Annotated in this window: 9 protein-coding genes; 6 read left to right on the top strand and 3 right to left on the bottom strand. The window is 69.4% G+C overall.

Features of this window, described 5'->3' with window-relative positions; genetic code table 11:
• The gene (locus tag ACFV1J_RS04765) at window positions 1-342 is read right to left on the bottom strand and encodes a hypothetical protein (RefSeq protein ID WP_385855772.1); all 342 of its coding nucleotides are present in this window, start codon (window positions 340-342) and stop codon (window positions 1-3) included.
• Window positions 343-351: 9 nt separating this feature from the next.
• Between ACFV1J_RS04765 and ACFV1J_RS04770 the strand changes: the two genes are divergently transcribed.
• The 4 genes from ACFV1J_RS04770 (at window position 352) to fabV (ending at window position 9,916) form a co-directional block, all read left to right on the top strand.
• Window positions 352-3,324 (top strand): hypothetical protein, encoded by a 2,973-nt coding sequence (locus ACFV1J_RS04770; RefSeq protein WP_385855773.1) that lies wholly within the window; start codon window positions 352-354, stop codon window positions 3,322-3,324.
• A gap of 17 nt (window positions 3,325-3,341) precedes the next feature.
• Complete coding sequence (locus ACFV1J_RS04775) at window positions 3,342-8,018, top strand: hypothetical protein (RefSeq protein ID WP_385855774.1); 4,677 nt, start codon at window positions 3,342-3,344, stop codon at window positions 8,016-8,018.
• Window positions 8,019-8,078: 60 nt separating this feature from the next.
• The gene (locus ACFV1J_RS04780; protein WP_385855775.1) at window positions 8,079-8,531 is read left to right on the top strand and encodes a hypothetical protein; all 453 of its coding nucleotides are present in this window, start codon (window positions 8,079-8,081) and stop codon (window positions 8,529-8,531) included.
• Window positions 8,532-8,698: 167 nt separating this feature from the next.
• The gene (gene fabV / locus ACFV1J_RS04785) at window positions 8,699-9,916 is read left to right on the top strand and encodes an enoyl-[acyl-carrier-protein] reductase FabV (protein WP_385855776.1); all 1,218 of its coding nucleotides are present in this window, start codon (window positions 8,699-8,701) and stop codon (window positions 9,914-9,916) included.
• A 48-nt stretch (window positions 9,917-9,964) separates the two neighbouring features.
• Here fabV and ACFV1J_RS04790 read toward each other — a convergent pair whose 3' ends face one another.
• Window positions 9,965-11,164, bottom strand: coding sequence for a glutamate--cysteine ligase (locus ACFV1J_RS04790; protein WP_385855777.1), 1,200 nt, complete (start codon window positions 11,162-11,164; stop codon window positions 9,965-9,967).
• Window positions 11,165-11,383: 219 nt separating this feature from the next.
• On the opposite strand from ACFV1J_RS04790, the gene ACFV1J_RS04795 reads away from it, so the two are divergent.
• Window positions 11,384-12,190, top strand: coding sequence for a PIG-L deacetylase family protein (locus ACFV1J_RS04795; protein ID WP_385855778.1), 807 nt, complete (start codon window positions 11,384-11,386; stop codon window positions 12,188-12,190).
• 234 nt (window positions 12,191-12,424) lie between these two features.
• A complete protein-coding gene (locus ACFV1J_RS04800) occupies window positions 12,425-12,781 on the top strand; it encodes a hypothetical protein (protein ID WP_385855779.1) in 357 nt (118 codons plus the stop codon).
• A gap of 49 nt (window positions 12,782-12,830) precedes the next feature.
• Here the strand turns inward: ACFV1J_RS04800 and ACFV1J_RS04805 are convergent, their stop codons facing one another.
• Window positions 12,831-13,367, bottom strand: coding sequence for a hypothetical protein (locus ACFV1J_RS04805; protein WP_385855780.1), 537 nt, complete (start codon window positions 13,365-13,367; stop codon window positions 12,831-12,833).
• Window positions 13,368-13,594: the final 227 nt, after the last annotated feature.

Here is a 13,594-nt window from a genome sequence, read left to right on the forward strand (position 1 = left end):
TCATTCCATACCCGCCGCCCTGTCTCCCTGAGGCTCGGGGCAGAGCTGCGCAACCATCCCGGTGATGACCAGCACGATGACCGCGGCGACGACCACCGCGGCGACCGCGGCGACCGTGCCGGCGGCGGAGGGTTCGGGGGCGGGGGTGGTGGCTTCGGAGGAGGCGGCTTCGGAGGGGGCTTCGGGGGCGGGGGCTTCGGTGGGGGAGGCGGGGGGCCCGGCGGTGGCGGGTTCGGTGGGGGCGGCGGGGGCCCTGGCGGTGGCTTCGGCGGTGGGGGGTTCGGCGGCCCGCCCCACCCGCATCCCGGCCCCGGCCGGCCCCCCGAACCCGAGCCGCCGCACGAGGAGGACGTGGCGGAGGGGCCGTTCCGGGTGGTCCGGCCGGCGGACATGCTGGTCGTCGACATCACCCTGGTCAACCTGCGCTTCGACGGCCGCCGTCTGGTGCGACGGGACCGGGCGGAGCCCGCGTTCGTCCTCGCGGGGCTGCCGCCGCAGCATGTGCAGGAGGAGGTACCCGGGCAGCTGCCCAACACCGCCCTCGGAGCCATGAAGGCAGTCACCGCCGGGTCGACCCAGCTGGCTTTCTCGGTCCCGGACAACATCGACGGCCTGGATCTGTCGCTGGAGGCGCTGCTCGCCTGGGAGGGCCTGGTGCCGATGACGGTGCCGGTCGTCGGCCCGCAGAGTCCGGACACGCCGGGGTCGACGGTCTTCCAGGGCCTCCCCCGAAGCGTCATCGAGTTCCCCACCCGGCTGTTCCTCACCTACGACGACCCCGTGGACTGGGTCGGCCCCTCACCGCAACAGGCCGACGGGCGCGCCGCGTTGTGGCACGCCCGGCTGCAGTTGCACGGGAAAAAGGACGGCGACGTCCGGCTGCGGGCCTTCGCGACGGCCGGGGACCGGGGGGAGCCGCCCGGGAACAGTCCGATCAGTGCCGACAATATGGCGGACCTCGTCACCCTCACCAGCCGGGTCGAGTTGGTGCCGCCCGGCGACGTGCCCATCGAAGTACCCAGCGCGCCGTTGCACGCCGAGCAGTTCATCGTCACGCCTCAGGGCTCCTCGGTCCACCTGCACGGTGCATGGGGGAGTCCGCCGGATACCAACGAGGAACGGGAACGGTACAAGAAGGTCAGGCGTCACTTCCCCGACCTGGTGGCGTACGACCACATCACGGGACTGGGGCGTGACCAATACGTCCGGGTCGTGATACACGGCCGCGTGTCCACCGGTCACGAATCCCTGCTGGTGACGGAAACCAGGCGGTGGTTCATCGCGCGCCCGGACGACGGAATCGTTGCGTACCTGCACAAAGAGCAGTACATCGTCGTCAAGCAGCCGGAGGTCGAGTACGGAGCCGATACCGGCTACCAGCACGCAGGGCGCGAAATGCCGTTCCGCACACTGCGCATCACCGACCGCGTCACACCGCTGATCGAGCCCATGCCCGAAAAACCGCAGAACACTGCGTTCTGGGTGAAGCTCAACGGGTCCGGTAAGGACTTCGAGTTCACCTTGATCGGCACGGATACGGAGGGGCGAAAGGTCAGCTTCACCATGCCGCTGGTGTTCGTGCCTGACGGACTGGCCAATGAGCAGGAGCAATTGACGAACCTGTACAACCCGGCGACTCAAACAGCGGACCAGATGGACAAGCGCCTGAGGCGGGAGGTACATGGCCAAGTGATGGCCATGACGAAGGCGCCCGACGATGCTCCCGGCAGCACCAGCCACGCGGTCGGAACCCTCACCTTCGGGAGCGGCACCTTCAGGCTCGACCCCCGGCGTGGCGCCCTTGCGGCGGGTGGCACCCCTCGGGTGGGACAACCCTGCGTCTCCGCCGCGGCGGTACGGGTCCCCGCCGTCGAGCAGTTCACGCCGAACGCCGGTGATCTCCCCGTCGAATTCAACCCCACCTATCTCCAGCAGACCATGGCGGGACATCCGGCGGGTGCGTACCTGGATCTGCTCACGTCGCTCCCCCTCACGTTCGGGGCCGAGCAGGCCGGCGGGCTCTCCAGTCCCAACTCCGCGGTGAAGACCATCACCAGCCGGGCAGGTGTCGTCCCGGACGTCTTCGACACGGACCCCAACACCGGGGCGGTCGTCGGCGCGAAAGACCTCAAAAGCATCAAGAGGGCCTTCGGCGGCGCCCAATTGCTCGGTATCGACCTCGGTACGTATCTGAAGGGCCTGGTCAAGGACAACTTCGACACGTTGCGTCAGCTCGGCGACGCCGAGATCGAGGCCATCCTCGCGGACGCGAACCGTCAGCTGCCGGCGCCCGTGCTGCGCATCCGCGACCTGGCCGACGGCCGGGGCAAAGAGCTGCGGTATGTGTGGAAGCCTGCGTTGGAGCCGCCGAAGAAGGCCGACAACACGCCGGACCCGGACGCCCTCCTCGATGTGTCCAAGGCCTCATTGGTACTGGACGCCCGCACCGTCCGCTCCAAGGACGCCGTCGACAAGGCCACTGTGGACGGCAAACTGAGCAACTTCGCGATGAACTTCTTCGGTGTTGCCCGGGTGGAGTTCACCGAGCTGAGGTTCAGTGCCGGGCCGGGCAAGAAACCCGAGGTGACGGCCTCCGGCGTGGAGCTCAAGTTCCGGGGCGAGCTGGAGTTCCTCAACAGCCTGCGCACCGCCTTGCCCGCCAGCGTCTTCGGTCCCGGCGCGTTCCTGGACGTCCAGCCCAGCGGTATCCGCGCGGGCTACAAACTCGCGCTGCCCTCCATCCCGCTCGGCGGTTTCATGCTGTCGAACTTGGCCCTGTCTGCGGAGGTGGCGATTCCCTTCGACGGCAAGCCTGTCTCGTTCCGCTTCTCGGTATCCGAGCAGAAGCACCCGTTCAACGTCACGGTGTCCCTGTTCGGCGGCGGCGGATACTTCTCCATGCTGGTCGACACCAGCGGCGTGAGGGAGGTCGACGGCGCGCTGGAGTTCGGCGGTAGCGCAGCACTGGACCTGGGGGTCGCGAGCGGCGGCGTGTCCGTCATGGCGGGCATCCACTTCGTGCTCGCCGACGGTGACGTCAAGCTGGGCGGATATCTGCGGTGCAACGGTTTCCTGACCGTGCTGGGCATCATCACGGTGTCCGTCGAGTTCTATCTGGAGCTCAGCTACGAAAAGCACGACGGCCAGTCAGTGGTCCGCGGCCGGGGCAGCCTCACGGTCAGCGTGCGCATCGCCTTCTTCAGCAAGTCCGTCACGCTCGAACTGGAGCGGAGCTTCTCCGGCGCGCCGGGCGACCCGACCTTCGCCCAGTGCATCTCGAAAGAACATGACTGGCGCGAGTACTGCGCGGCGTTCGCCGCATGAGCCGCGGGGAGACGACCATGGACTTCGAACAGCACATCAACTGGACCGTTCTCCCCACCGGTCTTTCCAAGGACGGCACGCAAGCCACCGTCTCGGTGTTCATCGCCCCGCGACTGGTGACGTCCGACGCAACGACGACGCGTACCACGCTGGGCCCGCACTTCCCCGATTTCCTTCCCTGGACGGAGAAGGTCAAGTCGGCCATCTTCGACTTCGGCACCGGGGCACGCACTTCCGCGACCTCGACGCCCTTCGTCACCGGCCTGAAGCCGCTGGGCCCGCCCCCCAACACCAACCTGTGGAAGAGCCTCTTCGGCACGAACACGCCGCTGGACCCCTACGTCTTCGAAAGCCACACCGACCCGGACAAGTTCCACACCTACTCGGCGAACGAAGTCGGCGCGTTCACCAGGGAAAGATACGTGGAAGCGGCCAAGACGTCGCCCGAGACACCGCCCTCCACCAGGGCGCTGCTGCGCTCGGCGAGTGACGCCCCCGCAGCCACCAGGGACGAGACCACGGCGACCGGCGACCCCGCCGCGGACGGCGCGCCACCCATGCCTTCGCAGCTGGCCCAGCTGCAAGAATTCCACACACTCAACATGCCCCCTCCCCAAACGCTCGCCAGCGGAGAGCCGATCCGGCGGCCGCGTCCGTCCAAGCAGGATCCCGACTTCCACCAGATGCTCACCTCGCTCGGTGACCATCCCTCCTTGCTCCGGGCCCTCGGCCTCGTCCTGGACTTCGTCCTGCCGACCAGCCTGCTTCCGGTCTCCTCGGGCGAGCGCATCCTGACCGTCACCCCGCACTGGGACCCCGCACTGCGGGATCGTTCGCACGATGTGGCCCCCCGCACTCGTTACGTCTTCCTCCCGGACCGCCATGCCTTCGTGCCCGGGGCGAAGGCCCTCACGGACGAGGAGCCACTGCCGCCGCCGTCGCGCGGCCTGGTGGCGCTGAAGGACACCTTCGCCGTCGAGCAGGCCGACATCGACGGCGCCGCGCGCAAGATGATCTCGCCCGGCAAGGACGCCACCGGCCTCTCCCCGGTGCGTACCCATGGGATATCACTGGTCAGGAACGCGCGCCTGGACAGCCTCACGGAGGACTTCACGCGGGCGGTCGAGCATGACGGTGCCTTCACCCGCGTGGTCGAGCAGCAGAAGAACGGACAGGGTTCGCCGGGGCCGCAACCTCCGGGAGCCGCCGGCCCGCACGAGGCGCAGGAGCCCGAGGCCACCCCCGAACTGGTCGCCGAGGACCTGATCCGCGGCCACCGTATGGACATCTGGGACGACGAACGACAGGAATGGTTCTCGCTGCACGCGCGCGTCGTGGAGTACCGGCAGCCACGCGGCGGGCCCGTCCTGCACAGAGCCTCCGACGAAGGTTTCTTCCAGGCCCATTTGGCCTCACCTCCGCGCGACGCCAACAACCCCGACCATCTATACGTGCCCGAGCAGTTGGTCACCTGGGAAGGATGGTCGGTGTCCGCGCCCCGCCCGGGCCTGGTACTGGACATCGACGAGGGCTCCGTCAAGGACCACCGCCCACCCAACCCGCCGAAGCCGCTCAACAACGCGGCGCAGACACAACTGCCGCTGGAGATCACGTCCAAGGCACAGCCCGGCTCGCTGCCCAGACTGCGGTTCGGCCACCACTACCGCGTACGGCTGCGCACCGTCGACCTGGCAGGCAACGGCCTCAGCAGGGAGGACGCCGACGCGGCCCTGAAGGCGGAAACCGCCGCCGCGCCGAAGGACGCAGCGGCCCTGATGCTCCCCGACAATGCCGGACTGCAGCCCTTCCAGAGGTTCGAGCCGGTCCTGGCGCCGGCTGTCGTGCCCAGATTCGCCTTCGAGGAGGGCGCTTCGGCCTTCCGGATGGTGATCCGGAGCAGCCCGGGATCCGGCCCGCCACCGGCCACTACGGGGACGGGACAGATCACCGTCCATCTGGACAATGTCCACCCCGGCATGACCAACGACGAGGTACGCATCGTCCAGCAGGCCCTCATCGACCAGGGACATCCCATCCCGGCCGGTCCGACCGGATTCTTCGGCGACCAGACCAGGGCCGCCTACGCCGCCGAGCAGCGCGCCCAGGGCTTCTCGGGAGGGGATGCCGACGGTGACCCCGGCTGCACGACTCTGACCGAACTCGGCCGCAAGAGCGGCTTCGCCGTCGACTGCGACACCGGCGGCACCAGCACCGGCACGGGAACCGGCACCGCGGCCGGCACCGGAGCCGGCCGGACGGCTGAGCAGTACGCCGCCGACTTCAACCGGTCGTCGCTGGTCACCACGGAAGGACACGGCCCGTACCGGGGGACCGACGAACGCCATGTGGTGGCACCGAAGGCGTCGCTGCGGTGCGTCGAGTGGCACGGGCTGCTGGACGAGGCCATCGGATCCAGGGATCAGGACGTGCAGGACGCGGTCTACGATCTGGCCACACGGGAGAGCGGCTCGTTGAGCGACACCTCCCCGGCCCAGCCGGACGTCCAAGTGGAGCCGATCAAGTCGCCGGCGGCGGACCCCGACAACCCGGTGAACACCGTTCTGCACACCGGCGAGCAGGTCGAACTTCCTTACCTCCCCGACCCGTTGTCCACGGGAGCCGTCTTCCTGGACCTGCCGGGGATGCCCGCCGGGGAGCCGTTCCCGGTCCCCTGGGACGGCGAGGTCTGGCATCGGCCCCGGTCCCTGAGGCTGCGGCTGGCCGAAGGCACCGGGCGGCCGCGCTTCGACGAGGCGTCCCGAGTGCTGACCGTATCGCTGCCGAAGGGTGTCGTGGCGACCGTCCGGGTGTGCTCCAGGATCGACTTCGACGAGAACCTCATGGGCGTGGCCGGGTGGTGCCGGGAAGAGCAGGAATCGGTGGCACCGAGGCGCGCGACGGAGACCGAGGGGGACGTGGCGGCGAGGAGAGCGGCGGAGGTCCGGAGGACCGATGACACGCTGGCTCTGGCCGCGGCCAGCCGGCACTGGATGTTCACCCCCTGGCAGGAACTGACACTCGTCCACGCGGTACAACGGCCGCTGAAATCACCGGTGTTGAACCTACCGCCGGCGTCGATCCCCCGTGACCCCGGCGCGACCGCCGAGCACCTCGCCGGCTCCGTCACGCTGGACGAGGCCACTACGGACCGGATCGACCTGATCGCCCAGTGGACCGAGGTGACGGACGCCGGCCGAGACGGCCGCATGGAGCGCGAGATGACCGCCCCGGTGTTCGATGTCCTGACGGCGTGGGCGGCGGGCCAGAAGGACGTTCCGGGCGCCGAACCCGCCCTCCTCCGGGACGGTGTCCTGACCTTCAACACCCGGGCGGCGGAGGACAAGGCGAAGGCGGATGCCGCGGACGCGGTGGCGCACCCGGATCAGCACCCCACCCCGCCCGGGCCGCCCAAGCCCGCCAAGCACGAGTTCGGCGACACCAAACACCGGACGGTGCACTACCACCCGGTGGCCGGCAGCAAGTTCGCCGACTACTTCCCGGCACAGTTCGCCGCGCCCGGTGAGAACAAGCTGACCGTGGAGGGAGCGGCGCAGGAATACCCGGTGCCGAGCAGCAAGCCCCCCGCGGCGCCACGGCTGCTGTACTGCGTGCCCACGCTCACCCTGGAGCACGTCGGCGGGCCGCCCGGTCCCATCGTCCACCAACGGCGCGGTCGCGGAATCCGCGTGTACGTGGACCGCCCCTGGTTCTCGTCCGGAGACGGCGAACTGCTCGGCGTCGTGATCGGCGAACCGCCGGGAGGCGACCCCAGGTCCGTACGGGACTCCGTGGTCACCCTCATGGGCCGTGACCCCATCCACCGCTCCGCGTCGGTCGTCGCCCCGACCCCGGAGATGTTCACCAACGCGGTGCGACAGTCCCCTCCGCTCTCCCTCCCCACGCCGTCGGGCGATGTCCCGGTCAGGGTCGTCGGCTTCAGCCCGCAGTTCGAAGCGGTCACTCCGAAGCCCGGAGAGGACGAGAACAAGGTCGGCCGCTGGTTCTTCGACCTGGATCTGGACACCGGGGACGCCTGCCTGCCCTTCGTTCGGCTCGCCCTGGTCCGCTACCAACCGGATTCCGTCCAAGGAGCCGAGATCTCCACGGTCGTCCTCGCCGACCTGGTGCGTACCCTGCCCGACCGCGAACTGAGGGTCATTCGCGACGATCCGCTGTCGATCAGCCTCACCGGCCCCTCCTGGGACCCCACCGACTCCCCGCCGCCGCGGATCACCGCCACGCTGCAACGCCGGAACAGCCTGGTCGACGACGATGACCTCGGCTGGGTGACCCTCGAAGACACCACCGTCCAACTCACCTCCGTCGACGCGGAGTCCTCCCGAACGCCCTTCTACACGGGCCAGATCCCGATACCGCGCGGGCATCGCGGCGGGCCGTTGCGCCTGGTGGTCCTCGAAACCGAGGGCATCCGCCCCGACGCCACCACTGCCCCGCCCACCACACCCGGGCCGGTCATCTACTGCGACACCGTCACCTTCGCGCGACGGCCGGGCAGCCCGGACGGCGACCATGACGGGCACGACGACCACGACGGCCATGACCACGACGGTCACGATCATGACGGTCACGATCACGACGGCCATGACCATGACGGTCACGATCACGACGGCCACGACCATGGCGGGTTCGGTGGTGGGTTCGGTGGCGGAGGCGGCGGGTTCCGTGACCGCTGACCTGCGCTGACGCGACAAAACCAACTTGGTGGATCCCGGACCGGCGGTGATACTCCCGGCATGAGCAGAATCGCCGAAGTCATCGTGCTGGCACAGGACGCGGACGAGGTCATGGAGCCGCTGACGCGGTACGACGACTCGCGTACCTGGAAGGGCATCTTCTACGCGATGTCCCCGGGCGGCAACTACGGCTTCGGCTGGGGCGCGGAGTTCGTGCGGGTGAGCAGCAGATCGGGGTTGCTGAGACATCTGGAGTCCTTGCCGTGGCCCCGGCCGGAGACGGTGCAGATCTTGATACACGACGAGGAGGACGACTGCTTCGGGTTGTGGATGATCCATGACGGGAAGCTGGTCGAGATCTCCCTTCCGCGTACCCGGCGGGGCTTCTGGCCCGGGCCCTACGACGACGCGTCCGCACCGGACCCCGGAGTCCTCTACCGCACGGACTGCCGTCCCCTCGAGTGGCCGGAGGAGAGCGAGGCCGGCGACCGGTCCCGGCCGCCGGCCTGGTGAGGCCGAGCCCGTAGTGGAAAAGCTCCCATCCAAGATCGCCATCGCTGTACCCGTTGGTGTCACGGTCCGTGTCGGTGCGGGGAGAGACTTGTCAAAGGTGCACAAGGCGCGCCGGCCGAGGCCGGCGTCGCACCTTCACGTCCGAATGACCTAAGGACTGACTGATCGTGATCGAACGCGTCATCACCCCACGTCATCGTGGTTTTCTCTTCCTCGACTCCCACCCGGCCGGCTGCCGGCGCCTGGTCGAGGACATGTGGCAGGCGGCGGGGCCCGGACCCGCCGCGGATCCGACCGGGGACGGCCCGGTGGCCCTGGTCATCGGTTCGTCCGCCGGATACGGGCTCGCCGCCACCATCGCCGGCCTCCGGCGGGCCGCGATCCGCGGCATCGGCGTCTGCTTCGAGAAGGGCCCGACCGAACGGCGTACCGCGACGGCCGGCTGGTACCGCACCGCCGCGACCGCCGAACTCGCCACCCAGACGGGGAGCGACATGGTCTTCCTCAACGGCGACGCCTTCGCCGACGAGATGAAGGACCAGGTCGCGGACCTCCTCAAGCGGCGGTTCGGCGGCCGCCTGGACCACCTGATCTACTCCGTCGCCGCGCCCCGCCGCACCGACCCCGACACCGGAACGCTCTACGCCTCCGTACTCAAGCCCATTGGCCAGGCCCACCGCACCAAGACGCTGGTCTTCGACGACCAGGGCGCGGGCGAGGTCAAGGAGGTCGAGACCCAGCCCGCCGCGGGCGACGACATCGAGCAGACCGTCGCGGTGATGGGCGGTGCGGACTGGGAGCGGTGGATCGACCACCTCGCGGACCGCGGGCTGCTCGCGGACGGGTTCACCACCGCGGCCCTGTCCTACATCGGCTCCCCACTGACGGCCGCGATCTACCGCGACGGCACCATCGGCGCCGCCAAGGCCCACCTGGAAGGTACCGCCCGCACCCTGAGCGAGCGCCTGGAAAGGCTCGTCGGCGGTCGCGCGGTGACCTCCGTCAACGGTGCCGCCGTCACCCAGTCCTCCACCGCCATTCCCGGTATCGCCCTGTACGTCGGGCTGCTGCGCGGCGTCCTCGGCGAGGGAGTGGTGCCGCCGCTCGCCCAGCTGACCGACCTGTGGGACCAGCTCACCGGCGCCCGCCCGCTGGACCTGGACGACGACGGCCGGGTACGCCTCGACACCTGGGAGCTGGCCCCCGACGTCCAGACCGCGGTCGCCGAACGCTGGCAGGCCGCCACCACCGACAACATCGCCGAACTCGCCGACCTCGACTGGTTCCACGGCGAGGTCCAGCGCCTCTACGGTTTCGCCGTGCCGGGCGTCGACTACACCGCTCCCGTCGCCACCGATGTTCCCTGGCCCCGCCACGGGGCCTGACCCGACCCCATCAGCTCAGCCCCGACAGGCCGGTGCCCGCGTCCACCTCTAACTCGGTGTCGGGGTCGGTGTCGGTCTTGGTGGCGGGGTCGTCGCGGCGATCAGGTGGTCGACGACATCGGACAGGCTGTGGCGGCGCTGACCGGCGGTGCGTTGACGGTCGGCGCCATTGCCCACGGCCTGCAGTCGGGCCCAGCCGGAGCGCACCCGTTCGAGGTCGCCGTAGGCCCGCAGCGCGGGCCGGATCCACGCCAGGAGCCGGTCCACCCGAGCCACCGCCGGGACGAGGCGGCTGCTGGGCAGCGCGACGCTCTGCCCGGACAGGCCGTCGCGGGCGGCACGCCAGCAGGCCGCCCGCAGGAGCTCCGGCCGCGGACGCGGAGCCGGCTCTCCTGCGTCGATGGCCTTCAGTGAGGTGGCGACCATGGCCCTGACGATGGCCGAGAACAGCACGGTCTCGTCAGCGGTGGCAGCGGCGTCGGCCACCCGGATCTCCAGGGTCGGCACATGGCCGGAGGGCCTGATGTCCCAGTAGAGGCCGCCCCGGTCCATGACCGCCCCGGTCTCGATGACACGGCCGACGAGGTCGTCGAAATGGGCCGGAGACGCGAAGTACGGCGGAGGACCGGCGATCGGCCAGCGCGCCAAGGTCATCACGCGCCAACTGGCGTAACCGGTCTCCCGACCGCACCAGTACGGCGAGTTGGCCATCAGGGAGATGAGGGTGGGGAGCCACGGCCGCAGGTGGTTGCTGACCTGGAGCGCCCGGCCCAGGTCCGCGATGCCCACGTGGATGTGGCAGGCACAGGCGGTCTGCTCGTCGTCCAGGGCGCGGAAGGTCGCGACGCTCCGTGCGTACCGAGGTCCTTCCGAGATGGGCGGCGGAGCCGACTGCCCGAGAACGGGCGAACCGCTGGAAACCAGGCGTAAACCTTGGCGTTCGGCGGCATCGGCGACAAGGGCGCGCATCGACCGGATCTGCTCCCCGAGTTCCCCCACGAGGGTGTGCGGTTCGGTGCGCGCCTCGACCTGATAACACGTCAATTCGGTGCCGACCCGGTTCCCGAGTCCGGAAGCGGATGCCTGGGCCACCACCTTCTGCCCCTGAGGGCTGACTTCCCGGGTCACCGGGTCGACCAGCAGGTACTCCTCTTCCACCCCCAGTGTCAGCGGGGCTTCGGTCGCCGCTGCGGTGGTGGTGGGAAGGCGGCGGTTCGCGTTCGCAGGGCGGTCAGCTTCGCTCTCCACGCGACCATAGTGCACGAGGGATGACGCAACTCGGCACGGAGCGACGGGAGTTGGCCACCGCCGTTCAACGTCAGGGGTGAGGTGTCCTGACAGGGGCTGCCCGACCTCACCGCCCCGAGGCAGGGCGAGGATGATGAGTCCCGGCGGTGGACGGCGAGGATGATGAGCCGCGGCGGTGGACCGTGATCCGACTCTCCCTTACTGGAAGGTGGCCCAACGATGTCCGTGCCCAGTCTGCTCGGGGTCTTTGCCCATCCTGACGACGAGTCGCTGGCGGCGGGCGGAGTGCTCGCCCGGCACGTGGCGGCGGGAGCGCGTACGGGCGTCGTCACGGCCACCTGGGCCGCGGGTACGCAGCGTGCCGGGGAGCTGGCCGAGGCGTTGCGGGTCCTCGGTGCCGGTGAGCCGCGGCTGCTCGGCTACGCCGATGCCCGGGTACCGCAGTCGGCGCCGGGCAGGGTGCCGTTCGTCGAGGCGCCGCTCGACGACGCCGTGCGGCGGCTGGTGGCGCACCTCAGGGAGTTCCGCCCGGAGGTGGTGGTCACCCATGACGGCTACGGCGGGCTGCCCGGCCACCCGGACCATGTGCACACCCACCGGGTGACCGTGCTCGCCGTCCAGGCGGCCGGGCTCGACCAGCTCTACCCGGACGCCGGCGACCCCTGGCGGCCGAGCGCGCTCTACCTGGCCACCCACCCGCGCTCGGTGGTGCGGGCGCTGGCGGAGGTGGTCGGTGCCCGCAAGGCGGTCTACAGCGTGCCGGACGAACAGGTCACCGCCGCCGTCGACGTCGGTCCCTGGCTGGAGCAGAAGGTCGCCGCCGTGCTGGCCCATCGCACCGAGGTGGAGCGGGGAGCCCTGCCGGGTGTGATCGCCGGCCTTCCGTGGGACGCCAGGAAGCGGCTGTTGTCCACCGAGTGGTACATCCGCCACGACCCCGCGCCTGTAGGGGCGGCTCAGGGCGTGGGCAGCCCGGGCCCCGCGCAGTGGACGTTCTTGTCCGGCACGGTGCCGTCGACGAGGTAGTCGGCCGCCGTACCGGCCACGCACGGGTTGCCACGGCTGGCGAAGACGCGGGGACCCTGGACGTACAGGTCGTGGCCGTCGACGGTGAGGAGCCGGCAATGGGAGTTCACAGGCGCGGTGCCTCTCCGTAGCCCAAAAAGCAGGTGAACGACCAGCGGTGACTGGTTACCGTGCACGTGCCCCATCCAAGGAACACCATGAACACCATGAAGACCATAGAGAAGGCTTGAGAGAATGAGGACGCGCACCCTGAGGTTCGGCTTGTACGCGGACGAGCAGGGGCTGGCATGGGTCAGGGGACTCATCGACCAGGCCGTGGATTCCCGGAGCGCCCGGATCATCGGGGAGGCCGTCCTCCACACCCTTCCCGGGAGCAATCTGACGACCGCCGACATGTATGACCTTCTGGCGGACCAGTGGGCCTGGGAAAACCCCGGTCAGCACAGCGGTACGCGGGAATTGGTCGAGCTGCGCGTCCAGTTGGCGTGCTCCTTGCGGACCTGGCGAGCAATCCGCAAAACGGTGATCAAGACCATGTGCCCGGAGGACATGGCACCGCACACCTGCCGCGTTCCGTGGTTCGCCGCGTGACGCTCATTCTCGAATTGGCTTGAGGATTCAACTTCGGTCGGAAGCGCCGTCAGCCTTCCGGGATTTCTTCCACCCAGGCCACCTGCTCGGCTGTCTCGGGACGGTCGATATCGCCGAAGCGGACCTCCACGCGGTGCGCCGAACGCGGCATGGTGAACAGCACGGCGCGCCAGTCGGAGGGTGCCTCCGGGCCGCTGTGGGGGATGCTCTGGACGGCCGCGGTCTCCGGCACGTACAGGAAGTAACTCCCTTCCCCAGCACGTGCGGTGGCCGATGTCAGACGGAACAGCGCACGCCCGTCCCAGGTGTCGGAGAAGTTGCGTTCGGCGTTGCACAGCAGGAAGGGGCCTGCCGTCGACGGCGAGCAGGAGAGGGGCTGACGGACCGGGTCGGCGGCCACGGCGGGTTCGGCAGCCGCTGACACGGTCAGCAGGACGGCGAAACCAGCCGCTACCAGCGACGCGCTACGGTGAAAGGCACTCATGAACGTCTCCTTCCTCGGGATGCGGAACATCAGCATGCGGTCATGATCAGCGGTCATGAATAGCGGCCATGAGCAGCGGTCATGAACGGCGGCCATGAGCATGCGGACCCCAGCCTAGGGGCGTCGGTTTAAGGGGTCATTCAATTCGGGCCAGCGTGCCCTCATGCGCCGGCGCGAGAATGGCCGACGCGTTATCACGTTCGCATCGAACCGTTGATGTCTCGTTAAATTCTCCGGCATAGAGTCACCGTGCGTGCGTAGGGCGCGCAAGGGACTGGTGGGTCCCTCAAGCCGTTCTGGGTGGGTGCTCGCACTCTCCCACCCAGAAC

It is taken from the genome of Streptomyces sp. NPDC059649, assembly GCF_042734445.1.
Classification (GTDB): Bacteria; Actinomycetota; Actinomycetes; order Streptomycetales; family Streptomycetaceae; genus Streptomyces.

Bases quoted from the DNA above. Each gene is read 5' to 3' on its own strand.
- ACFV1J_RS04795 (WP_385855778.1), top strand. From the start codon at position 11,384: ATGTCCGTGCCCAGTCTGCTCGGGGTCTTTGCCCATCCTGACGACGAG.
- ACFV1J_RS04800 (WP_385855779.1), top strand. From the start codon at position 12,425: ATGAGGACGCGCACCCTGAGGTTCGGCTTGTACGCGGACGAGCAGGGG.
- ACFV1J_RS04805 (WP_385855780.1), bottom strand. From the start codon at position 13,367: ATGCTCATGGCCGCCGTTCATGACCGCTGCTCATGGCCGCTATTCATG.
- ACFV1J_RS04780 (WP_385855775.1), top strand. From the start codon at position 8,079: ATGAGCAGAATCGCCGAAGTCATCGTGCTGGCACAGGACGCGGACGAG.
- ACFV1J_RS04775 (WP_385855774.1), top strand. From the start codon at position 3,342: ATGGACTTCGAACAGCACATCAACTGGACCGTTCTCCCCACCGGTCTT.